We start from the raw sequence: 22,526 nt of genomic DNA on the forward strand, positions 1-22,526 counted from the left end.
CCATGCCGCGTTTTTTAGCTCCGCTGCTGTTGCTATGCCTGACCTTCAATGCCCACGCCGACAGCTACATCACCCGCCTGTTGAATAAACCGGTACCGGGGGGCGTGGCCGTGGTGGACCTGGGTGCTTCTGCACAGGCGCCAAAAGCCAGCTACCAAGGCAAGTCGGTGCTGGTGGTCAAGGAACAGAACAATTGGCTGGCGATTGTCGGCGTGCCGTTGACGGTTAAACCGGGCACGCAGCAGGTCAGCAGCGGCGGTCGCACTCTGAGTTTCACGGTCGGCAACAAGAAGTATCCGGAACAGCACATCACCCTGAAGAACACGCAGCAGGTCAATCCGAACCCGGAGAACCTTAAGCGCATCGAAGGTGAACTGGCCGAGCAAATCGCCGCCTACCGCACGTTCAGTCCGAACACCCCGAGCAACCTGCTACTGGACAAACCAGTCAACGGGCCGCTGTCGAGCAAGTTCGGTGTGCGCCGGTTCTTTAATGGCGAAGAGCGCAATCCCCACTCGGGCCTGGATTTCGCCGTGGGCGCAGGCACACCGATCAAGACCCCGGCGGCGGGCAAGGTAATCCTGATCGGCAACTACTTCTTTAATGGCAATACGGTGTTCGTCGACCATGGGCAGGGCTTTATCAGCATGTTCTGCCATATGTCGAAGATTGACGTGAAGGTGGGGCAGCAACTGGCGCGCGGCGGTGTAGTCGGGAAAGTCGGCGCCACCGGGCGGGCGACCGGGCCGCACATGCACTGGAATGTCAGCCTGAATGATGCGCGGGTGGATCCGGCGATTTTTATTGGTGCTTTCCAGCCCTGAATCTTCTTTGAGGCGACTGGCCCATTCGCAATCAGGCTCGCGATAGGGCCATCACTGCCGCCGCTTATTCAGCGTCCAGATCCTCAATACCATGGACCTCCCGGTTCGCCAGACAATTGCTGATCCATGTTTGAGTGTCTTGTGAGAAGCCAGCCAATTCTTCAGCCGTGATCAACTCGCGGGCACACAACGCCAGCAAGTGAGAGCTGGCGTCATTGCGTGAGAACCTGAAAGCGCCAAATGCCCAATACAGCTCCTTTTGCCCGGCTTTGAGCAGCTCTTCGCTCACTTCAATTCGATCATAAGGCGCTTGGCTTCTATCCAGCACCGTGCGCTCGACTTCGTCCATGATCCGGTTACACATCCGCTCATGGGCCAACGGGCGCAACGCACTGTAAAGCTTCCAATCCGACTCGTTCATCGCTGACTCCTGCATTCCAGTCGTCTGGTTGAGGCTTTAAGAATAGCTGCCGTCGCCAAGACAAGTCTGCCAACTTTCAATTGCGCACCCTTCAAACCTCGCGCAAACATCAACACAATCACCCGGCCTGACCGCAATAAAATCGCGATAATCCTGACTATTCGAGTATTCCTCTCAATTTTTTTCGACTGCTTGCCATCCTCAATCACGGCGGTTAGGGTTGAAGGCATGAAAACCTCTCACACCCTCATTCAGCTTCGTCAGCACCGCAGCCTGTGCCTCGTCAGTGCACGACTGCCAGGCTGAATCGCGGTGCCTCGCCCCACGCTTTTCCCCAAGAACATTGATCCACCGGCAGGCCGCCTTTTTTCGGCCCACACAATAAGGATTTCCCGATGAGCATGCTCAAAGACCCGTCTTCGAAATACCGCGCGTTCCCGACCATCGACATCCCGGACCGTACCTGGCCATCGAAGACCATCACCGCAGCGCCGATCTGGTGCAGTTCCGACCTTCGTGACGGCAACCAGTCGCTGATCGAGCCAATGGACGCGGTCAAGAAGCTGCGTTTCTGGAAGACGTTGGTGCAAGTCGGTGTGAAAGAGATCGAAGCGTCGTTCCCGGCCGCGTCGCAAACCGACTTCGACTTCGTGCGTACCCTGATCGAAGGCAACCACATCCCGGACGACACCACCATTCAGGTGCTGACCCAGGGCCGTGAAGACCTGATCGAGCGCACTTTCGAATCCCTGCGCGGGGCGAAGAAAGCCATCGTTCACTTGTACAACGCGACCTCCCCGTCCTTCCGCCGCATTGTCTTCAACCAGGACAAGGAAGGTGTCAAGGCCATCGCCGTGAACGCCGCCAAGCTGTTCGTCAAATATGCCGCCCAGCAACCGGACACCCAGTGGACCTTCGAATACTCGCCGGAAACCTTCAGCGCGACCGAATTGGAGTTCGCCAAGGAAGTCTGTGACGCGGTCATCGAAGTCTGGAACCCGACGCCTGAGCACAAGGTGATCCTCAACCTGCCGGCCACCGTCGAATGCGCGACCCCGAACATCTATGCCGACCAGATCGAATGGTTCGGCCGTCACATCAACCGTCGTGACAGCGTGATCATCAGCCTGCACACCCACAACGACCGTGGTACGGGCGTTGCGGCCACCGAACTGGGCCTTATGGCCGGTGCTGACCGTGTCGAAGGTTGCCTGTTCGGTAACGGCGAGCGTACCGGTAACGTCGACCTCGTGACCGTCGCGTTGAACCTCTACACCCAGGGCATTCACCCTGAGCTGGACTTCTCCGACATCGACGGCGTGCGCAAAGTCGTTGAAGAATGCAACCAGATCCAGGTGCACCCACGTCACCCCTACGTCGGCGACCTGGTTCACACCGCGTTCTCCGGCTCCCACCAGGACGCGATCCGCAAGGGCTTTGCCCAGCAGAAACCGGACGCCTTGTGGGAAGTGCCGTACTTGCCGATCGACCCGGCCGACATCGGCCGCAGCTACGAGGCGGTGATCCGCGTCAACAGCCAGTCGGGCAAGGGCGGTATCGCCTACTTGCTGGAACAGGAATACGGCATCAGCTTGCCGCGTCGCATGCAGATCGAGTTCAGCCAGGTGGTACAGCGTGAAACCGATCGCCTCGGCCTGGAGATGACCGCCCAACAGATCCACGCCTTGCTGCACAGCGAGTATTTGCAGGCCAACACCCCGTATGCGCTGGTCAGCCATCGCCTGCAGGAAGAAAACGGTCACAGTGCCGTGGAAGTGGAAGTCTCGGGCAAAGGCCAGGGCGAAACCAACCTGCACTGGCGCGGCAAGGGCAACGGCGCGCTGGAAGCCCTGGTGGCCGGCCTGCCGATCCCGGTGGAAATCATGGACTACAACGAACACGCAATCGGCGCGGGCACCAATGCCAAGGCAGCGGCTTACATCGAACTGCGTGTGAACGGTGAACGTGCGGTGCATGGCGTCGGTATCGATGAAAACATCACCACCGCGAGCTTCAAGGCCCTGTTCAGCGCGCTGAACCGCTCCCTGAGCCAGCCGGAAGCGAAAGCGGCGTAAGCGTTCGCGGCAATCGAGTAGGAGGCGGATTTACATCCGCCGTCCTCTCACACCACCGTACGTACGGTTCCGTATACGGCGGTTCAGGCTATGCGACTAAGTCTGTTTATCGTATCCAGTATCGAGACAAGCCCCAGTGCATCCCATCGCTTTTTTGGCAGAGCCAGATTCATATGGGATGCACCCGCGTTCCACCATGGACCTCGACCATTGAAGGCTGACTTGCAGGCGGTCACCTCGCTGAGCCCGAGACGCATCAGGTTGCGGGCCCTCGTCGAGGACAGCTTCCACTGACGCCACACGGCACAACGAAGTTTTCGACGCACCCATCCGTCAAGCTCTCCAAGGGGACCTTTGCTCTGGCTGAGCTTGAAGTAACCACTCCAGCCAAGCAGGACAGGGTTCAGTTGCTTGACTACGTCCGACAACTTTCGGCCCCTCGCTCCACGCAGCAAGGTTCTGAGTCGGCCACGCAGGCGACCCAGACTCATCGTCGCCACTCTCAGCCTCGGCTGTCGATGCCAGCTCATCCCATAACCCAGATAGTCGCAGACCCAAGGCCGTGCCACGCTGCTCTTTTCCCTATTCAGCGTCAGTTTCAAACGCTGCCGCAGAAAGCGCTCGACGCCTGCCATCACTCGCTCGCCAGCATGACGGCTACGCACATAAATGTTCGCGTCATCCGCATAGCGCACGAAACGGTGGCCCCGTCGCTCCAGCTCACGGTCAAGTTCGTTGAGCAGGATGTTCGACAGCAGCGGCGAGAGAGGGCCGCCTTGCGGCGTCCCTTCCTGCCGTCGACTGGCGAGTCCGTCTGACATAGTTCCCGCTTCGAGGTAACGCCGGATTAGCGTGAGCACTCGCTTATCTTCGATTTGACGCTCCACGTAGGCCATCAGCACGTCGTGGTTGACCCGATCAAAGAACTTCTCCAGATCAAGTTCCACACACCAGCGATAGCCCGCCGCCACATGGACACGGGCCATTTCAATGGCTTGGTGAGCGCTTCTGCCCGGACGAAAGCCGTAGCTGTAGTCCGAGAACAGTGGGTCGAAGATCGGCGTGAGCTGTTGCAACAGCGCCTGCTGGATCAGGCGATCCACGACGCTGGGAATGCCCAGCTGTCTTGTTCCACCTTTGGGTTTGGGGATCTCGACGGCGCGCACACCTTGCGGGTGATACTCACCGGCCAGCAACCGAGCCTTGAGGGTCGGCCAATACTGTTTCACGTAGCCCGCCAAGTGGTCGACCGCCATGCCATCGGCACCCGGTGCGCCCTTGTTGCTAACTACGCGTTGATACGCACGCTTAAGGTTGGCGGGTGCAAGCACCCGTTCCATCAGCGTGTCCGACTCCGCGTTCGTCCACGTCACAGACGCCGCCGATACCTGTGCGCTGTCAGCCGTCATCCTCGGATTCTGTCCGGGACTAGGAGTAACAGTCTTCTCTGGGAGAAATTTCTGCATTTCGGTATCCAACGAGACTCTGACGCCTACTGGCGGCATAACCTGTTCGGCCCTTGGTGACGCGGTTATTCGCCACTTACTACGGCCTCGGCTGACTTCTGCACGCTCATCCCGTCGCCTCTCGGCGTCGGTAGCACAGGGGCAAACGTACAGATCTCCCAGGGTAATTCGCGTGACCTTCCTGCTTATGCCTGTCGGATTTACGTCGTAGCGTTCCGTGCAAGTATTGGGCTTTGATGATGCATGCCATCTCACCCCGCTACGCCGCCTAATCCGCTTCCTGTTCGTCAGGCCAGCACTTTGCCTCGGGCTTCCTTCAGATTCGCAGTCACCCACGACACCCTTGCCTCTGGCTAACACTTCCCCTTGCCGGGTGTGTAGAGGACTTTCACCTCCAAGTCACCAGCATGGCCACCACAGCCAAGCTGGTTGCGCTTGCGCGCAACGCGCCATGCCTGGCGCACATGCAAAAGGCCCCGAGGTGAAAACCTCGGGGCCTTTTTGTTTGCCTGGCATTTTTAGGGTGCCTGTCATGGCCTCTTCGCGAGCAGGCTCACTCCCACAGGAGGCTTCGGGTGCACACAAAATCTCTATTCACGCGATCCACTGTGGGAGTGAGCCTGCTCGCGATGAGGCCGGCTCAGGCTGCCGAGATATCAGGTGAACTCGAACGTATCAGCATCGAGATTCGCCGGAAACCGTGTGCGATAGGCTTGCAGATCCGCCGCATTCAGCACGACCTGGAACACGCCATCGGCTTCGCCGGCACTGAGCAATGTCTCACCCTGGAAATCCAGCACCTGGCTATCACCGGTGTAAGCAAAGCCTTTGCCGTCGGTACCGATGCGATTGACCGCCGCCACGTAGCACAGGTTTTCAATCGCCCGCGCTGGCAGCAAACGGTTCCAATGCTGACGACGCGCGCCGGGCCAGTTGGCGGTGTAGAGCAGCAAGTCAGTGTCTTGTGCGTCGCGGCTCCAGACCGGGAAACGCAAGTCATAGCAAATCAGCGGCCGCACACGCCAGCCCTTGAGCTCGAACTGCACCTGGCGCTCACCCGGTGTGTAGTGGTTGTGCTCACCGGCCATGCGGAACAGGTGACGCTTGTCGTAGTGCCAGACTTCCCCGTCCGGCCGCGCCCACAACAATCGATTGCGGTGGCTGCCATCAGCGGCCTGGACGATGACGCTGCCGGTGATCACCGCATCAAGTTTCGCCGCCTGGACGCGTAGCCATTTGCTGGTCGGACCGTTTTCCGCTTCGGCGAGGGTCTGCGATTCCATGGAAAAACCGGTGGTGAACATCTCCGGCAGAATGATCAGATCCGCCCCGCGAGCCTGCTCAAGCAATGGCTCGAAATGCTCCAGGTTGGCCTGACGGTCGTGCCAGGCCAGGGTGGTCTGGATCAGCGCGACGTTCAGATTGGGCAGTGCACTCAGATCACGCATAGTTTTGCCGCTGCTTCACGCAACGTCTCCTCGCGTTTGGCGAAGCACAAGCGCACCAGGCGCTGGCCTTCAGGTGGTGTCTGGTAGAAAACCGAGATCGGGATGCTCGCCACGCCATGTTCACGGGTCATCCACAGCGCCATTTCGACGTCATTGAGGTCCGGGCGGATCTGCGAATAATCGACCAACTGAAAATACGTGCCGGTCACGCGCTTGAAGCTGAAACGCGACGACGCCAGCAGATCGCAGAACAGATCGCGCTTGGCCTGGTAGAAACCCGGCAGTTCTTCGACGTGTTCAGGATGTTCGGCCATGAAGTCGGCCAAGGCGTATTGCAGCGGGGTCACGCCGCAGAAACTGACGTACTGGTGAACCTTGCGCAGCTCGGCGGTGAGCGCCGGCGGTGCGACCACGTAGCCGGTTTTCCACCCGGTGACGTGATAGGTCTTGCCGAAAGAACTGACCACGAAGGCGCGCTGATACAGCTCTTCGTGATTCAGCACGCTGACGTGAGGCACGCCGTCGAAGACCAGGTGTTCGTAGACTTCGTCACTGACGATGTAGATGTCGCGATCCCGAATCAACGCTGCCAACTGGTCCAGCTCGGCACGGCTGATCAGCGCGCCACTCGGGTTATGCGGAGCGTTCAGCACGATCATCCGCGTGCGCGGCGTAATCGCTTCGGCGAGTTTCTCGAAGTCGATGGAAAAATCATTCAGACCCAGTTGCACATGCACGCATCGCCCACCGGCCAGCTCCACCGACGGCTCGTAGCTGTCGTAGCACGGATCGAACACGATCACTTCATCGCCGCTGTGGATAACCGCTTGAATCGCACAGAAGATCGCTTGAGTGGCTCCGGGAGTGACCGTCACTTCATGGTCGGCATCCACGCTGACGCCGTAGGTGCGGGCGATCTTCGCCGAAATCTGCTGACGCAGCGCCGGCAGGCCGGTCATCGGTGAATATTGGTTGTGGCCATTGGCAATGTGCCGACCGACCGCATCGCACAGGGCTTGCGGTGCATCGAAATCAGGAAACCCCTGGGACAGGTTGATCGCCCCGGTTTGCGCCGCGAGTTGAGACATCTGAGTGAAGATAGTGATGCCGACATTCGGCAGCTTACTGGTGATCATCGGTAGCCCCTTGCAGGTGAGCTGCAAGTTTCAAGCTGCAAGCTGCAAGTGGTCAAGCAACAAACCATCAGACACAAAAAAGGGCTCTGACTTGAGCCCTTTTCTGCAGTGACTTGAAGCTTGCAGCTTGAAACTTAAAGCTGCTTCTATTTCTTATCGCGGCGCTTTTTGTCGGCCTTTTTGTGGTGCGACATCATGCGACGCTTCTTGTTGACCTGACGGTCGGTCAGCGTGGTCTTTTTGCCTTCGAACGGGTTTTCGCCGCCCTTGAACTCGATGCGAATCGGCGTACCGACCAGCTTCAAGACACGACGGTAAGTGTTTTCCAGATAACGGACGTAAGACTTCGGCACCTTCTCGATCTGGTTACCGTGGATCACGATGATCGGCGGGTTCGCACCACCCAAGTGGGCATAACGCAGCTTGATCCGGCGGTTGTTGACCATCGGCGGCGCGTGCTCGCTGACCGCATCTTCCAGGATCGTGGTCAGGCGGTTGGTTGGCCAGCGGGTAACCGCGGACTTGAACGAGTTCTGTACGGAGGCATAGAGGTTGCCCACGCCCGTACCGTGCAGGGCCGAGATGAAGTGGATGTCGGCGTAGTCGACGAAGAACAGTCGACGTTGCAGCTCGACCTTCACGAAGTCACGCTCGCTCGGCGTCATGCCGTCCCACTTGTTGATCGCGATCACCAGCGCACGACCCGACTCAATGGCGAAGCCCAGCAGGTTGAGATCGTGATCGACCACACCCTCACGGGCGTCCATCACAAAGATCACCACGTTGGCGTCTTTGATCGCTTGCAGGGTTTTGACCACGGAGAACTTTTCGACTTCTTCGTGGATCTTGCCGCGCTTGCGCACACCGGCGGTGTCGATCAGCGTGTACTTCTCGTCGTTACGCTCGAACGGGATGTAGATGCTGTCGCGAGTGGTGCCAGGCTCGTCATAGACGATAACCCGGTCTTCACCGAGCATGCGATTGACCAGGGTCGACTTGCCGACGTTCGGGCGGCCGATGATGGCGATCTTGATCCCGTCTTTTTCGCTAGGGCCAGGAATGCGCTTGGCTTCCTCGCCTTCGGCAACGATCTCTTCCTCGCCTTCTTCCTGTTCGTCATCGTCTTTCGGGAAGTCGCTCAGGGCGATTTCCAGCATCTGGGTGATGCCACGACCGTGGGCGCCGGCGATCGGAATCGCGTGGCCCATGCCCAACGGGGCGAACTCGGCGCGGGCCATTTCAGGGTCGATGTTGTCGACCTTGTTGGCAACCACGTAGGAACGCTTGTTACGTTTGCGCAAATGCTCGGCGATCATCTGGTCGGCGGCGGTAAAACCGGCCTTGGCATCTACCAGGAACAGAACGACATCCGCTTCTTCAATGGCCAGCAACGACTGCTCGGCCATTTTTTCGTCCATACCGTGCTCGTCACCGGAGATACCGCCGGTGTCGACCAGAATGTAGGAACGCCCTTGCCACTTGGCCTCACCGTATTGGCGATCACGGGTCAGACCGGACAAGTCGCCGACGATGGCGTCGCGAGTCCTGGTCAGGCGGTTGAACAAGGTGGACTTGCCGACGTTCGGTCGGCCCACCAGGGCGATTACGGGAACCATGCGGCTCTCCACTTCGTTATTTCAGAAAATACAAAAGCCGCTGCGAGGCAGCGGCTGGTGCTCGGGGCAGCGCTTGAGGGCGCTGCGAACCCCGTGGTTACGGGGCTGCCTGGGGTTTAACCCCAAGCATAGTCAAACCTTTACTTAATGGTCAGGGCTTCCAGTTTGCCACTGTTGCCATACACATAAATCGTGTCACCCACCACCAGCGGACGGGCACGCAGGCCGTCGCTGTCGATGCGCTCGCGGCCGACGAAACGACCGTCCACCTGGCTCAGCAGGTGCAGGTAGCCTTCCATATCGCCGACTGCAACGTAGCTGGAGAACACTTCCGGAGCCGACAGTTGACGACGAGCCAGCGAATCGTTGCTCCACAAGGCTGTGGTGGAACGTTCGTCGACGCCTTCAACGGTGCCCGAAGACAGGCTCACGTAAACGCTGCCAAAACCCTGCGCGACGCCGGCATAGCTGGAAGCATCACGCTGCCAGAGCTGACGACCGCTTTGCAGGTCCAGTGCCGCAACGCGACCCTGGTAGCTGGCGACGTACAGCGTTTCGCCGGACAGCAGCAGGCCACCGTCGATATCGACCACACGCTCCAGTTCCGAACGACCTTGTGGAATCGCGACCCGTTGTTCCCACACCGGCACGCCGTTGGAAATATCGAGAGCGACCACTTTACCGGTCGACAGGCCAGCCACCGCGAGGCGGTTGGTGACGATCGGTGCGCTGGTGCCGCGCAAGGTCAGGACCGCAGGCGTGCTGTCATACAACCAGCGCTGGGTGCCGGTGGCGGCATCCAGACCAATCAGACGGTCGTCCTGAGTCTGAACCACAACCACGTCACCGTTGTTGGCCGGCGGTGCGAGTACTTCGCTGGACACGCGAGCGCGCCATTTCTCTTCACCATTGATCGCATCCAGAGCAACGATTTCGCCCTTGATGGTGCCGAACATGACCAGACCGTAACCCACGCCAACGGCGCCGGAAACAGGCAGTTCAAGGTCCTTCTTCCATTTGACGTCGCCGTTGCTGCGATCCAGCGCCATCACCACACCGGTGACGTCGGCAGCATAGATGGTATCGCCTTCGATCGCCGGAACCAGCATGTTGTAGGTTTCGCCCTGACCGTCACCGATCGAACGACTCCACTGCTTTTGCAGAACCACTTCTTCTTTGAAGTCGGTCAACTCGGCCGGTGGCAATTCTTTTTTGCTGTTGCTGCTGCAACCCGCGGCCAAAATGGCCAGAGCCAGCAATGCTGCATGTTTCCAACGGATCACGTCACGCATCCCCTTTGGCCAGGTCGTCCAGCTTGATTTGTAGGCCACCGACCGCCGCTTCATCCGACAGTGCCGCCTTGGCTTTTTGATACGCCGTGTTTGCTTCGTCGGTACGACCCAACTGCACCAGCAGGTCGCCTTTGAGTTCTTCGCGCGTGGCCAGGAATGCCTTGTCAGCATCGCCTTCGAGCAGCTTCAGGGCCTCATCGACCTTGTTCTGCGCCGCCAGTACCTGCGCCAGACGCTGACGGGCGATTTCGCCCAGCGCCGGGTTGGCCGGTTTTGCCACGATGGCTTTCAGCTCGGTGGCCGCGTCGTCCAGCTTGCCGCTGTCGACCGCGACTTTCGCCACGAACAAGCTGCCGTACTGTGCATAGGCGCTACCGCCGAACTCGCTGTTGAGCTTGCCGGCCAGGTCCGAAACACGGGCGGCATCAGGCTTGCCGTCAGGCGTCAGCGTGGTTTCGAGCAATTGCTGATAGAGAATCGAGGCGCCTTGCGACTGATTGCTCTGATACTTCTGAAAGGCCTGCCAGCCGAACACGATGACCAGCGCCAACAGGCCGCCAGTGACCAGGGGCTTGCCGTTGCGTGTCCACCAGTCCTTCAAATCTGCCAGGTTTTCGTCTTCGGTACTCGACACCCCAATACTCCTTAATCGCTAAATCGGCTGTTTATGACAGCTTCAACCCTGCACGACGCAGGTGGCCAGGTGTGCAGCAAGCGCATCCCAGGCAATGCTTTGTTGTTCGCCCTGGCCACGCAGGGGTTTGAAACCTACCACTTGCTGGGCCATTTCGTCGTCACCGAGGATCAGCGCATACAGCGCGCCGCTCTTGTCGGCCTTCTTGAACTGGCTTTTGAAGCTGCCCGCGCCGGCATTGACTTGCAGGCGCAGGTTGGGCAATTGATCACGTACACGTTCACTCAGGGCCAGACCGGCCAGCTCGGCGGCTTCTCCGAAGGCGCAGAGGTAAACGTCGACCTGACGAGAGATCTCTTCCGGAATTTGCTCCAGGGTTTCAAGCAACAGCACCAGGCGCTCGATACCCATGGCAAAACCGACGCCAGGGGTTGGCTTGCCACCCATCTGCTCCACCAGACCGTCGTAACGACCACCGGCACACACGGTGCCCTGGGCGCCCAACTTGTCGGTGACCCATTCGAAAACGGTCTTGCTGTAGTAATCCAGCCCGCGAACCAGCTTCGGGTTGATCACGTAAGGAATGCCGGCGGTGTCCAGACGAGCCTTCAGGCCCTCGAAGTGCACACGGGATTCTTCGTCCAGGTAGTCGGCCATTTTCGGCGCATCGACCAGCACGGCTTGCGTGTCTGCGTTCTTGGTATCGAGCACCCGCAAAGGGTTGGTTTTCAGACGGCGCTGGCTGTCTTCGTCCAGCTTGTCCAGGCGGGACGAGAGGAACTCGACCAGCGCTTCGCGATAACGAGCACGGGACTCGGCGGTGCCCAGGCTGTTGAGCTCAAGCTTGACCGCATCACGGATGCCCAGCTCGCCCCACAGGCGCCAGGTCAGCACGATCAGCTCGGCGTCGATGTCCGGACCGTCGAGGTTGAAGACCTCACAACCGATCTGGTGGAACTGGCGATAACGGCCTTTTTGCGGACGTTCGTGACGGAACATCGGGCCGATGTACCAGAGTTTCTGCACCTGACCACCGCCGGTGATGCCGTGCTCGAGCACAGCACGCACGCAGGCCGCCGTGCCTTCAGGGCGCAGGGTCAGGGAATCGCCGTTGCGGTCGTCGAAGGTGTACATCTCTTTTTCGACGATGTCGGTCACTTCACCAATGGAGCGCTTGAACAGCTCGGTGAACTCGACGATCGGCATGCGGATCTGCTTGTAACCGTAGTTATCCAGCAGACGCGAGACGGTGCCCTCGAAATGACGCCACAGCGGGGTCTGTTCGGGCAGGATGTCGTTCATGCCACGTATGGCTTGCAGAGACTTGCTCACTATAAATCCTTAAATTCGTTCGATCAGCCGCGGGCGATGACTGCCGCGTCGGCTTCGACCTTTTCGGCCGCTTTCTGGCGGATCAAGCGTTCAAGCTCATCCACCAGATTGTCATTCGTCAGTTTCTGCGACGGCTTGCCGTCGATGTAAATCAGGTTTGGCGTGCCGCCGGTCAAGCCGATATGGGCTTCCTTGGCTTCACCCGGCCCGTTGACCACGCAGCCGATGACCGCGACATCCAGCGGCACCAGCAGATCTTCGAGGCGCCCTTCCAGTTCGTTCATGGTTTTGACCACATCGAAATTCTGCCGCGAGCAGCTCGGGCAGGCGATGAAGTTGATGCCACGGGAACGCAGGTGCAGGGATTTGAGAATGTCGTAGCCGACTTTCACTTCCTCGACCGGGTCGGCCGCCAACGAGATGCGAATAGTATCGCCAATCCCTTCGGCGAGCAGCATACCGAGGCCCACGGCGGATTTCACCGTGCCTGAGCGCAAACCACCGGCTTCGGTGATGCCCAGGTGCAGCGGCTGGACGATTTCCTTGGCCAGCAGGCGGTAGGCGGCGACGGCCATGAACACGTCGGAGGCCTTCACGCTGACCTTGAAGTCCTGGAAATTCAGGCGTTCAAGGTGCTCGACGTGACGCAGGGCAGACTCGACCAGCGCCGCCGGGGTCGGCTCGCCGTATTTCTTTTGCAGGTCTTTTTCCAGGGAACCGGCGTTGACGCCGATGCGGATCGGGATCCCGCGATCACGGGCGGCATCGACCACCGCGCGCACGCGGTCTTCACGACCGATGTTGCCCGGGTTGATCCGCAGGCAATCAACACCCAGTTCGGCGACGCGCAGCGCAATCTTGTAGTCGAAGTGGATGTCGGCAACCAACGGCACCTTGACCAATTGCTTGATCTTGCCGAAGGCTTCGGCGGCGTCCATGTCCGGCACGGAAATCCGCACGATATCGACACCAGCGGCTTCCAGACGATTGATCTGGGCCACGGTGGCGGCCACGTCATTGGTGTCGCTGTTCGTCATGCTCTGAACAGCGATGGGCGCATCGCCGCCGACGGGCACGTTACCGACCCAGATCTTGCGGGATTCGCGACGTTTGATTGGAGATTCGCCGTGCATGACTTATTGACCCAACTTCAGGCGAGCAGTCTCGCCACTGGTGAACGGAGCGACATCAACCGCCTGCCCGTTGTAGCTGACCTGCGCGCCACGGGCGAAGCCCAGACGCACGGCAAACGGTGGCTTGCCGCTGACGGAAACACTTTCGCCTTTACGCTTCAGACCGCTCAACAGCACTTTGCCGGTGCCATCGGTCACTTGCGTCCAGCAATCGGCGGTGAACTGCAGTTGAACCTGACCTTGGCCGGCAACCGGAGCTGCCGGTGCTGGAGCGGGGATGGTCGGTGTCACCGAAGCGCTTGCAGGCGGAGTTGATACAACAGGAGCCGTCGGAGCCGGCGCTACGGGAGTCGCGACAACCGGAGCGGTGCTGTGCGCCGGTGCAGCAGGCGCTGGGACAACGGGCGCAGTCGGCGCGGCGGCAGGCGCAGTGGCTTCAGTCCCGGCCGGTGCTTCAGTGGAATTCTCGGCTTGCGGCAACGCCAGCGCGGTTGCGCCGTCAACCTGACCTTCCGCGACGGCCTGGTCTTCCGGCTCGTCCAGCGGATGGATCTGGGTGGTGCCATCAGCACCTTCGACTTCGACGTGTTCCGGGCTCGGGGTAATCAGGTCCTTGGTGCGCTGGGAGGTTTGATCCTGCCACCAGACAAAACCACCGCCAATCACTGCGATCAGCAACAGCAGGCTGACAATGCGCAAAATAGTGTGGGAAACCCGAACCGGTTCTTCGATACGCCCCAGGCTGTGGACGTTGCTGCCCTGGGAGTCGGTGCCGGTGGATTGGTCGAACTGCTGGACCAGAACGGTCTGGTCCATGCCCAACAATTTGGCATACGCGCGAATATAACCGCGAGCAAAGGTGTGCCCCGGCAGCTTGTCGAAAGCGCCGGCTTCCAGATTACTCAAGGAATTAACGGTGAGGTTGAGCTTGAGGGCCACTTCAGCCAGCGACCAGCCATTGCTTTCGCGGGCCTGGCGCAAAGTCTCACCGGGGTTAACGCGATTCGCTGCTACAACTTCGGGATGCGCCGCTTTCATCATTGCTCCGACAGGTATTGCTGATATTCCGGCGTACCGGGATAGAGTCGTTTTAGTTGCAGGCCAAAACTGGCGGCCTTGTCGCGATCTTCAAACACTTTTGCCAGCCGAACGCCGAGCAATAGACTACGTGCATTTTGCTCGGTGAGCAGGCTAAAACGATCGTAATAGTCACGCGCGGGCACATAATGCCTGTCTTCGAAGGACAACTCAGCCATTTCCAGCAATGCACGCGGTTGTTGGCGGTTCAAACGCAGGGCTTTTTCCAGTTGCTGCTGGGCCAGATCACGCTGACCCAGCTTCGAAGCGGTCATGCCCAGGTTCTCGAACACCCGCGAACGCTCAGGATACAGGGTATCGGCGGCGGCCTGTTCAAAGCGCTCGTAAGCCTCTTTGTAACGTTTTTCTTCGAAAAGAAAGCTGCCGTAGTTGTTCAGGATTCGAGCATCGTCGGGGCGGGAAGACAGCGCCTTGCGAAAGTGCTGGTCTGCCAGTTCAGGTTCCATTTCAGCCTGAAACACCAACCCAAGCGCCGCATTGGCATCCGGGTCCGAGTCATCCAGATCCAAGGCTTTCTTCAACGGCACTTTCGCCCGTTCGGTCATGCCTTGCTGCAAGTATCCCAAGCCCAGTTGCACATAGGCAGCACGCGCTTCATCGCGACCTTTGCTGGTTTTCATCGGGTTGAAATCGCCCGACAGGACGCAACCAGCACACAGGCTGGCCAACAGCAAAAGCAGCGCAAAGCGCAGGGACATAGAGATCCTCTCTTGATTTATTCCGCAGCGTTTTGAGCCATATCGTTCTCGGCGTTCAACTCACGCACGGCGATATAACGTTCGCTGCGACGGGTGCGATCCAGCACCTGCCCTACCAATTGGCCACACGCGGCATCGATGTCTTCACCGCGGGTGGTGCGCACGGTGACATTGAAGCCGGCATGGTGAAGCTGATCCTGGAAACGGCGAATCGCGTTGTTGCTCGGGCGCTCGTAACCGGAATGCGGGAACGGGTTAAACGGAATCAGGTTGATCTTGCACGGGATGTTCTTGAGCAACTCGATCATCTCAACGGCATGTTCAACCTTGTCGTTGATGTCCTTGAGCAAAGTGTACTCGATGGTCAGCACGCGCTTTTCGCCCAGGGACGACATGTAGCGCTGGCACGACTCGAGCAGCATCTTAAGCGGATATTTCTTGTTGATCGGCACCAATTGGTTACGCAATGCGTCGTTTGGTGCGTGCAGCGACAATGCCAGGGAGACGTCAATGTGCTTGGACAGCTCATCGATCATCGGCACCACGCCCGAAGTGGACAGGGTCACGCGGCGCTTGGAGATCCCGTAGCCCAGGTCATCCATCATCAGATGCATGGCAGCCACGACGTTGTCGAAGTTCAGCAGCGGCTCACCCATGCCCATCATCACCACGTTGGTGATGGCACGGTCGGCGGTCGCCGGGATGCTGCCGAACGATTTATTGGCAATCCACACCTGGCCGATGACTTCAGCGGCGGTGAGGTTGCTGTTGAAACCTTGCTTGCCGGTGGAGCAGAAACTGCAATCCAGGGCACAGCCTGCCTGGGACGAAACGCACAAAGTGCCGCGCTTGCCCTGGGGAATGTAAACGGTCTCGACGCAGCTGCCGGACGCCACGCGCACTACCCATTTACGGGTACCGTCGGTGGAGATGTCCTCGCTGACGACTTCAGGACCGCGAACTTCGGCAATAGCCTTGAGCTTGTCGCGCAAGGCCTTGCTGACGTTCGTCATGGCGTCGAAATCATCGACGCCAAGGTGGTGAATCCATTTCATTACCTGACCGGCACGGAAACGCTTCTCCCCGATTGAGTCGAAGAATTTTTCCATTTCCAGCTGAGTCAGACCCAGCAGGTTGGTTTTTACAGTCGATGTAGTCATGGATTCACCTTCACTCATAAGCCAATGCTTAGCGAGTGGTTACTTCAGTAGCTGCGAAGAAGTACGAGATTTCGCGAGCAGCAGCGGCTTCGGAGTCCGAACCGTGTACAGCGTTGGCATCGATGGAGTCAGCGAAGTCAGCACGGATGGTGCCGGCAGCAGCTTCTTTAGGGTTGGTAGCGCCCATCAGCTCACGGTTCAGAGCGATAGCGTTTTCGCCTTCCAGAACCTGAACGACAACTGGACCGGAGATCATGAAAGCAACCAGGTCGCCGAAGAAACCACGAGCGCTGTGCTCAGCGTAGAAGCCTTCAGCTTCGGCTTTGGACAGTTGCTTCATTTTCGAAGCTACAACCTTCAGGCCGGCTTTTTCGAAACGAGTGGTGATCTCGCCGATGACGTTTTTTGCAACAGCGTCAGGCTTGATGATGGAGAAAGTACGTTGAACAGCCATGGTGTAACTCCAGAAACGGTAATTTGCGAAAAATTAAACCCGCGAATTATACGCGGGTTCTTTGGTATTGCCTAACTGCATACGGCGCAGACTCAGTCTGCTTCTTCGATCCAGGCGGCCTGAATGGCTTCAAGTACCTTCTCGCCACCGCGGGTCGGATCATCACTGAACTCCGGCAATGCCAGCACCCATTTGTGCAGATCGACGAAGTTCACATAACGCGGATCCACTTCCGGCCGGGATTCAGCCAGCTGGATCGCGATTTCCAGCACATCAACCCATTTCAGACTCATGACGTTTCCTTGAATCAGTGCGGCGCTTCGGCCGCATGGTTGAGCGAGTACTTCGGAATTTCGACGGTCAGGTCTTCAGTCCCGACTTTTGCCTGACAGGCCAGGCGTGAGTGGGGCTCCAGCCCCCAAGCCTTATCAAGATAGTCTTCTTCAAGCTCATCGGCCTCTTCCAGCGAGTCAAAGCCCTCGCGAATCAGGCAATGGCAGGTGGTGCAGGCGCAGACGCCGCCGCAAGCGCTTTCCATCTCGATATGGTGTTCGTGAGCCAGTTCGAGGATGGAGATGCCGGGTTCAGCCTCCACAACCATGCCGTCCGGGCAAAACTTCTCGTGTGGCAGAAAAATGACCTGCGGCATCGTTATTCCTCAATCTCATTCAAGTTGCGCCCCGCCAGCGCGGCTTTCACCGTTGAGTCCAGGCGGCGGGCAGCAAAAGCGTCGGTCACTTGCGACAGACGCTTGGTCTGCTGCTCGATGGCGAAACCATCGGTACCTTTCATCAGTTCGGTCAGTTCCTGCATCTGCAACTCGATGACCATGCGCTCTTCGGCGTCGAGCAAGCGCTCACCGTCGACATCAAGGGCAGCCTGCACCGCTTCGATCAGGCGCTGGGCGTCGACCTGCTGCTCACGCAACACACGGGCGACCTTGTCGTCGTTGGCGTGCTGGAACGATTCCTTGAGCATTTTGGCGATTTCGCCGTCGGTCAGACCGTAGGACGGCTTGACCTGAATGCTGGCCTCGACGCCTGAACCCAACTCGCGAGCGGAGACACTGAGCAGACCGTCGGCATCGACCTGGAACGTCACGCGGATTTTCGCAGCACCGGCGACCATGGCCGGAATGCCGCGCAATTCGAAGCGCGCCAGGGAACGGCAGTCGCTGATCAGCTCACGCTCGCCCTGCAGCACGTGAATCGCCATGGCCGACTGGCCGTCTTTGTAAGTCGTGAAGTCCTGGGCGCGGGCAACGGGGATGGTGGTGTTGCGTGGGATCACCTTCTCCATCAGGCCGCCCATGGTTTCCAGCCCCAGGGACAACGGAATGACGTCGAGCAAGAGCAATTCGCCGCCATCGCGCTTGTTGCCAGCCAACGTATCGGCCTGGATCGCAGCCCCAATGGCCACCACTTGATCCGGATCGATTTCAGTCAGCGGCTGGCGACCAAAGGCTTCAGCGACGGCTTCACGAACGCGAGGCACGCGCGTCGAGCCGCCGACCATGACCACAGCGTGCACTTCGTCCAGCTCGATGCCGGAATCACGCACCGCGCGGCGGCAGGCTTTCAGGCTGCGCGCGACCATTGGCTCGATCAGCGCATCGAAGGCTTCGCGGGTCAGTTGCGCTTTCCAGTCGCCGTAAGCGACTTCAACCGTCGAGGCATTGGTCAGGGCTTCTTTGGCCGCACAAGCGGTTTGCAGCAGATGGCGCTGAGCACCCGGGTCGAGGTCGGCGGACAAGCCGGCGCTCTCGATGATCCAGCCAGCGATGGCGTGGTCAAAGTCATCGCCACCCAAGGCGCTATCGCCACCGGTAGCGAGGACTTCGAATACACCGCCCGTCAGGCGCAGGATCGAAATATCAAACGTACCGCCACCCAGGTCGTAAATCGCGACCAGGCCTTCGGCATGCTGATCCAGACCGTAAGCCACTGCGGCTGCGGTCGGTTCATTGAGCAAACGCAGCACGTTCAGACCGGCCAGCTTGGCCGCATCCTTGGTCGCTTGACGCTGAGCATCATCGAAATAGGCCGGAACGGTGATCACCGCGCCCACCAACTCGCCGCCCAATGCCGCTTCAGCACGCTGACGCAGCACCTTGAGGATATCGGCGGAGACTTCGACCGGGCTTTTCGGCCCCTGAATCGTGTCGATGAACGGCATGTGCGACTCGCCACCGACAAAGCGGTACGGCAGTTGGTCGCCCAATTGCTTGACGTCGGACAGACCACGACCCATCAAGCGCTTGACCGACAGCACGGTGTTCAAAGGATCGGTAGCGGCCGCCAGCTTGGCGGACTCGCCGACTTCGACGCGATCGGCGTGGTAGCGCACGGCGGACGGCAGGATGACCTGCCCTTCGGCGTCGGCCAGAGGCTCGGAAAGACCACTGCGCAACGCAGCGACCAGCGAATTGGTAGTGCCCAAGTCGATCCCCACAGCCAGACGACGCTGGTGCGGTTGAGGACTTTGGCCGGGTTCGGCGATCTGCAGTAGGGCCATCGTTATCAGGACTTATCTGTATATCAGGCGTGCGACCGGAGCGGCACTGGGTTAATCGTCGAGGCGCTCTTCTAACTGGCGCACTTCGTAGGTGAGCTTGTCGAGGAACTGCATGCGCCGCATCAGGCGTTCGGCCTGTTCACGTTGCGCTGCATCATCCCAACAGGCTGCGAAGCTTTCGTTCAGTTCATCCTGAGCCGTCTTCAGGCGACGCTTGAACACTGCAACACCCGCCAGGTCGGCGCTGTCTTGCAGGTCTTCGAGCTCTTCACGCAATTCCATCTGCTGCAGAAGGAATTCCGGATCATGCACCGTGACCTCCAGCGGCAGCTCGCCTCCATTCAAAGCGAGCAGGTATCGCGCGCGCTTTGGGGGACTTTTGAGCGTCTGATAGGCCTCGTTGAGGCTCGCGGATTGCTCCAGCGCCAGCCGCTGCTCGCGCTCGGAAGCGTCTGCAAAGCGGTCCGGATGAACACCGCGCGCCAACTCACGATAGCGCGTGGCCAACTGATCGAGATCCAGACGGAAGCTCGGCTGCAGTTCAAATAAAGCGAAATGACAAGGAGTACCCACGAGCAGCCTCAGATGTTGAAGCTTTCGCCGCAGCCACATTCACCGCGCACGTTGGGGTTGTTGAACTTGAAGCCTTCGTTCAACCCTTCCTTGACGAAATCGAGTTCGGTGCCGTCCAGGTAGGCCAGGCTTTTCGGGTCGATGATCACTTTCTCGCCGTGACTTTCGAACACCTGATCCTCTGCAACCACCTCGTCGACAAACTCCAGCACGTAGGCAAGGCCGGAACAACCTGTGGTGCGAACACCCAGGCGAATCCCCTCACCTTTGCCGCGCCCGTTAAGGGAGCGTCGCACGTGTTGAGCAGCCGCTTCTGTCATGCTGATAGCCATCGTTGACTCCTTACTCGTCGCTTAATGCTTAGATCAAGCCTTTCTTCTGCTTGTAGTCGCGAACGGCCGCTTTGATAGCGTCTTCAGCGAGTACGGAGCAGTGAATTTTTACCGGCGGCAGTGCCAGTTCTTCGGCCAGCTGAGTGTTCTTGATGGTCTCTGCTTCATCCAGAGTCTTGCCTTTCATCCACTCGGTCGCCAGGGAGCTGGAGGCGATCGCCGAACCGCAACCATAAGTCTTGAACTTGGCATCTTCGATGATGCCTTGCTCGTTGACCTTGATCTGCAGGCGCATTACATCGCCGCACGCCGGAGCGCCGACCATGCCGGTGCCGACATCAGGATCTTCCGCGTCCATCTTGCCGACGTTGCGCGGGTTTTCGTAGTGGTCGATGACCTTTTCGCTGTAAGCCATGATTCTTAATCCTCACTCATCAGAGAGTCGCTCTTGAGCCCTGAAAACCTTGGTTTTGCAGGGCCGGTTTGCGGCGACTTGAAATCAGTGTGCCGCCCACTCGATTTTCGAAATGTCGACACCGTCTTTGTACATGTCCCACAGCGGCGACAGGGTGCGCAGCTTGGTAACGGCCTCGCAGACTTTCTGCGCGGCGTAGTCGATTTCTTCTTCGGTGGTGAAACGGCCGAAGGTGAAACGGATCGAGCTATGGGCCAGTTCGTCGTTGCGGCCCAGGGCGCGCAGTACATACGAAGGCTCAAGCGATGCCGAGGTGCAGGCCGAACCGGACGAAACCGCCAGATCCTTGAGCGCCATGATCAGCGACTCGCCTTCAACGTAGTTGAAGCTCAGGTTCAGGTTGTGCGGTACGCGGGCGGTCATGCTGCCGTTGATGTACAGCTCTTCCAGGCCTTCGACCTGCTTGAAGAAACGGTCGCTCAGGGCTTTGATACGGATGTTCTCGGCCGCCATGTCTTCCTTGGCTACGCGAAACGCTTCACCCATGCCGACGATCTGGTGGGTCGCCAGGGTGCCGGAACGCATGCCACGCTCGTGACCGCCGCCGTGCATGGTCGCTTCGATGCGAACACGCGGCTTGCGGCTGACGTACAGCGCGCCGATGCCTTTAGGGCCGTAGGTTTTGTGGGCAGAGAACGACATCAGGTCGACTTTCAGCTTCTGCAAGTCAATCTCGACCTTGCCAGTGGACTGAGCGGCGTCGACGTGGAACAGAATACCCTTGGAGCGGGTCAGTTCGCCGATGGCTGCGATGTCGTTGATGGTGCCGATTTCGTTGTTCACGTGCATGACCGAGACCAGGATGGTGTCGTCGCGCAGGGCGGCTTCGATCATCGCTGGCGTAACCAGGCCGTCAGTCTGAGGCTCGAGGTAGGTCACTTCGAAACCTTCACGCTCCAGTTGGCGCATGGTGTCGAGGACAGCCTTGTGCTCAATCTTGGTGGTGATCAGATGTTTGCCTTTGGTCGCATAGAAATGCGCCGCACCCTTGATTGCCAGGTTGTCGGACTCGGTGGCACCGGAGGTCCAGACGATTTCACGCGGGTCGGCGTTAACCAGGTCAGCGACCTGACGACGAGCGTTTTCGACGGACTCTTCAGCTTTCCAGCCGAACACGTGGGAACGGGACGCCGGGTTACCGAAGTTTCCGTCGACCAGCAGGCATTCACTCATCTTTTGCGCAACACGCGGATCAACCGGGGTGGTCGCAGAGTAATCAAGGTAAATCGGCAATTTCATGGACTATCTCCTAATCAGGCTGGCTGGCGTACCGCTTTGCTCTCTGGCTGTCATTCGACGGCGGACGCTTCAATCTTGTCCAGGCGTGGCGCCTTGCTGTTGCAACGGCGCTGGTCCTGACGCTGGGCTACTTCTTGCACCTCACGGCGAGTTACAAGGTCAGCCAAGCTGATACCGCTCAGAAATTCGTGAATCTGCAGGCTCAGATCGCACCACAAGTGGTGGGTCAGGCAGGTGTCGCCTTGATGGCAATCACCTTGGCCTTGGCATTTGGTTGCATCGACCGATTCGTTCACCGCATCGATCACCTGGGCGACCTGGATGCCCTGCATGTCGCGGGACAGTTGGTAGCCACCGCCCGGGCCACGAACGCTGGAGACCAGATTGCTGCGGCGCAATTTGGCGAAAAGCTGTTCGAGGTAGGACAGGGAGATGCCTTGGCGCTCGGAGATATCGGCCAGGGACACCGGCCCGTGCTGCGCGTGCAACGCCAGGTCGAGCATGGCGGTTACGGCGTATCGGCCTTTTGTAGTCAGTCGCATGGACAATTACCACGGAGTTCGGAATGGGGCGAGTATGCAATTCCCGAGTATTTAAGTCAACTAT

At 59.0% G+C, this 22,526-nt stretch carries 23 protein-coding genes; 2 read left to right on the top strand and 21 right to left on the bottom strand.

Going from position 1 to position 22,526, the window contains the following annotated elements; translation table 11 throughout:
• The first annotated feature begins 2 nt into the window (after positions 1-2).
• Positions 3-824, top strand: coding sequence for a peptidoglycan DD-metalloendopeptidase family protein (locus JIO00_RS23670; protein WP_102593573.1), 822 nt, complete (start codon positions 3-5; stop codon positions 822-824).
• Between the two features lie 64 nt (positions 825-888).
• Here the strand turns inward: JIO00_RS23670 and JIO00_RS23675 are convergent, their stop codons facing one another.
• Entirely contained in the window at positions 889-1,245 is a 357-nt protein-coding gene (locus JIO00_RS23675; protein ID WP_200666949.1) for a hypothetical protein, read from the bottom strand.
• Between the two features lie 395 nt (positions 1,246-1,640).
• Here JIO00_RS23675 and leuA point away from each other — a divergent pair, with 395 nt between their 5' ends.
• On the top strand, positions 1,641-3,320 hold the full coding sequence (gene leuA, locus JIO00_RS23680; RefSeq protein WP_077749336.1) for a 2-isopropylmalate synthase: 1,680 nt from the start codon (positions 1,641-1,643) through the stop codon (positions 3,318-3,320).
• An 83-nt stretch (positions 3,321-3,403) separates the two neighbouring features.
• Here the strand turns inward: leuA and ltrA are convergent, their stop codons facing one another.
• The 20 genes from ltrA to iscR form a co-directional block, all read right to left on the bottom strand.
• On the bottom strand, positions 3,404-4,825 hold the full coding sequence (gene ltrA / locus JIO00_RS23685; protein WP_200666950.1) for a group II intron reverse transcriptase/maturase: 1,422 nt from the start codon (positions 4,823-4,825) through the stop codon (positions 3,404-3,406).
• Between the two features lie 617 nt (positions 4,826-5,442).
• Positions 5,443-6,234, bottom strand: a complete 792-nt coding sequence (locus JIO00_RS23690; protein ID WP_010457836.1) for an amidohydrolase — start codon at positions 6,232-6,234, stop codon at positions 5,443-5,445.
• The gene (locus JIO00_RS23695; protein WP_077749337.1) at positions 6,222-7,370 is read right to left on the bottom strand and encodes a pyridoxal phosphate-dependent aminotransferase; all 1,149 of its coding nucleotides are present in this window, start codon (positions 7,368-7,370) and stop codon (positions 6,222-6,224) included. Before JIO00_RS23695 ends, JIO00_RS23690 begins: the two co-directional genes overlap by 13 nt.
• 146 nt (positions 7,371-7,516) lie before the next feature.
• The gene (der, locus tag JIO00_RS23700; RefSeq protein WP_010457840.1) at positions 7,517-8,986 is read right to left on the bottom strand and encodes a ribosome biogenesis GTPase Der; all 1,470 of its coding nucleotides are present in this window, start codon (positions 8,984-8,986) and stop codon (positions 7,517-7,519) included.
• Positions 8,987-9,126: 140 nt separating this feature from the next.
• Positions 9,127-10,278, bottom strand: a complete 1,152-nt coding sequence (gene bamB / locus JIO00_RS23705; protein WP_042932605.1) for an outer membrane protein assembly factor BamB — start codon at positions 10,276-10,278, stop codon at positions 9,127-9,129.
• Positions 10,271-10,912, bottom strand: coding sequence for a tetratricopeptide repeat protein (locus JIO00_RS23710; protein ID WP_010457845.1), 642 nt, complete (start codon positions 10,910-10,912; stop codon positions 10,271-10,273). The genes bamB and JIO00_RS23710 overlap by 8 nt, the downstream gene beginning before the upstream one ends.
• Positions 10,913-10,954: 42 nt before the next feature.
• Entirely contained in the window at positions 10,955-12,244 is a 1,290-nt protein-coding gene (gene hisS, locus JIO00_RS23715; RefSeq protein WP_010457847.1) for a histidine--tRNA ligase, read from the bottom strand.
• A 23-nt stretch (positions 12,245-12,267) separates the two neighbouring features.
• A complete protein-coding gene (gene ispG, locus JIO00_RS23720; protein WP_010457850.1) occupies positions 12,268-13,377 on the bottom strand; it encodes a flavodoxin-dependent (E)-4-hydroxy-3-methylbut-2-enyl-diphosphate synthase in 1,110 nt (369 codons plus the stop codon).
• Positions 13,378-13,380: 3 nt separating this feature from the next.
• Positions 13,381-14,415, bottom strand: coding sequence for a RodZ domain-containing protein (locus JIO00_RS23725; RefSeq protein ID WP_010457851.1), 1,035 nt, complete (start codon positions 14,413-14,415; stop codon positions 13,381-13,383).
• A complete protein-coding gene (gene pilW, locus JIO00_RS23730; RefSeq protein ID WP_010457854.1) occupies positions 14,415-15,173 on the bottom strand; it encodes a type IV pilus biogenesis/stability protein PilW in 759 nt (252 codons plus the stop codon). The genes JIO00_RS23725 and pilW overlap by 1 nt, the downstream gene beginning before the upstream one ends.
• 17 nt (positions 15,174-15,190) lie before the next feature.
• Entirely contained in the window at positions 15,191-16,333 is a 1,143-nt protein-coding gene (gene rlmN / locus JIO00_RS23735) for a 23S rRNA (adenine(2503)-C(2))-methyltransferase RlmN (RefSeq protein ID WP_010457857.1), read from the bottom strand.
• Positions 16,334-16,361: 28 nt separating this feature from the next.
• On the bottom strand, positions 16,362-16,787 hold the full coding sequence (ndk, locus tag JIO00_RS23740) for a nucleoside-diphosphate kinase (protein WP_010457859.1): 426 nt from the start codon (positions 16,785-16,787) through the stop codon (positions 16,362-16,364).
• A 92-nt stretch (positions 16,788-16,879) separates the two neighbouring features.
• Positions 16,880-17,080, bottom strand: a complete 201-nt coding sequence (gene iscX / locus JIO00_RS23745; RefSeq protein ID WP_047538086.1) for a Fe-S cluster assembly protein IscX — start codon at positions 17,078-17,080, stop codon at positions 16,880-16,882.
• Positions 17,081-17,094: 14 nt separating this feature from the next.
• A complete protein-coding gene (gene fdx, locus JIO00_RS23750) occupies positions 17,095-17,436 on the bottom strand; it encodes an ISC system 2Fe-2S type ferredoxin (protein WP_010457863.1) in 342 nt (113 codons plus the stop codon).
• A gap of 2 nt (positions 17,437-17,438) precedes the next feature.
• A complete protein-coding gene (gene hscA / locus JIO00_RS23755) occupies positions 17,439-19,301 on the bottom strand; it encodes a Fe-S protein assembly chaperone HscA (RefSeq protein WP_083375808.1) in 1,863 nt (620 codons plus the stop codon).
• Between the two features lie 51 nt (positions 19,302-19,352).
• Positions 19,353-19,874, bottom strand: coding sequence for a co-chaperone HscB (gene hscB / locus JIO00_RS23760; protein WP_010457866.1), 522 nt, complete (start codon positions 19,872-19,874; stop codon positions 19,353-19,355).
• Positions 19,875-19,882: 8 nt separating this feature from the next.
• Complete coding sequence (gene iscA, locus JIO00_RS23765; protein ID WP_007903589.1) at positions 19,883-20,206, bottom strand: iron-sulfur cluster assembly protein IscA; 324 nt, start codon at positions 20,204-20,206, stop codon at positions 19,883-19,885.
• Positions 20,207-20,234: 28 nt separating this feature from the next.
• Positions 20,235-20,621, bottom strand: a complete 387-nt coding sequence (gene iscU / locus JIO00_RS23770; protein WP_003443374.1) for a Fe-S cluster assembly scaffold IscU — start codon at positions 20,619-20,621, stop codon at positions 20,235-20,237.
• 84 nt (positions 20,622-20,705) lie between these two features.
• Complete coding sequence (locus JIO00_RS23775; protein ID WP_010457878.1) at positions 20,706-21,920, bottom strand: IscS subfamily cysteine desulfurase; 1,215 nt, start codon at positions 21,918-21,920, stop codon at positions 20,706-20,708.
• A 50-nt stretch (positions 21,921-21,970) separates the two neighbouring features.
• Complete coding sequence (gene iscR, locus JIO00_RS23780; protein ID WP_007903581.1) at positions 21,971-22,462, bottom strand: Fe-S cluster assembly transcriptional regulator IscR; 492 nt, start codon at positions 22,460-22,462, stop codon at positions 21,971-21,973.
• Positions 22,463-22,526 lie beyond the last annotated feature (64 nt).

The organism is Pseudomonas sp. SW-3 (assembly GCF_016615645.1).
In the GTDB taxonomy this organism is placed as follows: Bacteria; Pseudomonadota; Gammaproteobacteria; order Pseudomonadales; family Pseudomonadaceae; genus Aquipseudomonas; species Aquipseudomonas mandelii.

What these genes read in the sequence shown, in the direction of transcription:
- JIO00_RS23695 (WP_077749337.1), bottom strand. Translation starts at nt 7,370, where the DNA reads ATGATCACCAGTAAGCTGCCGAATGTCGGCATCACTATCTTCACTCAG.
- rlmN (WP_010457857.1), bottom strand. Translation starts at nt 16,333, where the DNA reads ATGACTACATCGACTGTAAAAACCAACCTGCTGGGTCTGACTCAGCTG.
- iscA (WP_007903589.1), bottom strand. Translation starts at nt 20,206, where the DNA reads ATGGCTATCAGCATGACAGAAGCGGCTGCTCAACACGTGCGACGCTCC.
- JIO00_RS23690 (WP_010457836.1), bottom strand. Translation starts at nt 6,234, where the DNA reads ATGCGTGATCTGAGTGCACTGCCCAATCTGAACGTCGCGCTGATCCAG.
- JIO00_RS23775 (WP_010457878.1), bottom strand. Translation starts at nt 21,920, where the DNA reads ATGAAATTGCCGATTTACCTTGATTACTCTGCGACCACCCCGGTTGAT.
- leuA (WP_077749336.1), top strand. Translation starts at nt 1,641, where the DNA reads ATGAGCATGCTCAAAGACCCGTCTTCGAAATACCGCGCGTTCCCGACC.
- fdx (WP_010457863.1), bottom strand. Translation starts at nt 17,436, where the DNA reads ATGCCGCAGGTCATTTTTCTGCCACACGAGAAGTTTTGCCCGGACGGC.
- JIO00_RS23725 (WP_010457851.1), bottom strand. Translation starts at nt 14,415, where the DNA reads ATGAAAGCGGCGCATCCCGAAGTTGTAGCAGCGAATCGCGTTAACCCC.
- bamB (WP_042932605.1), bottom strand. Translation starts at nt 10,278, where the DNA reads ATGCGTGACGTGATCCGTTGGAAACATGCAGCATTGCTGGCTCTGGCC.
- iscU (WP_003443374.1), bottom strand. Translation starts at nt 20,621, where the DNA reads ATGGCTTACAGCGAAAAGGTCATCGACCACTACGAAAACCCGCGCAAC.
- pilW (WP_010457854.1), bottom strand. Translation starts at nt 15,173, where the DNA reads ATGTCCCTGCGCTTTGCGCTGCTTTTGCTGTTGGCCAGCCTGTGTGCT.
- JIO00_RS23675 (WP_200666949.1), bottom strand. Translation starts at nt 1,245, where the DNA reads ATGAACGAGTCGGATTGGAAGCTTTACAGTGCGTTGCGCCCGTTGGCC.
- ndk (WP_010457859.1), bottom strand. Translation starts at nt 16,787, where the DNA reads ATGGCTGTTCAACGTACTTTCTCCATCATCAAGCCTGACGCTGTTGCA.
- JIO00_RS23670 (WP_102593573.1), top strand. Translation starts at nt 3, where the DNA reads ATGCCGCGTTTTTTAGCTCCGCTGCTGTTGCTATGCCTGACCTTCAAT.
- hscA (WP_083375808.1), bottom strand. Translation starts at nt 19,301, where the DNA reads ATGGCCCTACTGCAGATCGCCGAACCCGGCCAAAGTCCTCAACCGCAC.
- iscX (WP_047538086.1), bottom strand. Translation starts at nt 17,080, where the DNA reads ATGAGTCTGAAATGGGTTGATGTGCTGGAAATCGCGATCCAGCTGGCT.
- der (WP_010457840.1), bottom strand. Translation starts at nt 8,986, where the DNA reads ATGGTTCCCGTAATCGCCCTGGTGGGCCGACCGAACGTCGGCAAGTCC.
- ispG (WP_010457850.1), bottom strand. Translation starts at nt 13,377, where the DNA reads ATGCACGGCGAATCTCCAATCAAACGTCGCGAATCCCGCAAGATCTGG.
- iscR (WP_007903581.1), bottom strand. Translation starts at nt 22,462, where the DNA reads ATGCGACTGACTACAAAAGGCCGATACGCCGTAACCGCCATGCTCGAC.
- ltrA (WP_200666950.1), bottom strand. Translation starts at nt 4,825, where the DNA reads ATGCCGCCAGTAGGCGTCAGAGTCTCGTTGGATACCGAAATGCAGAAA.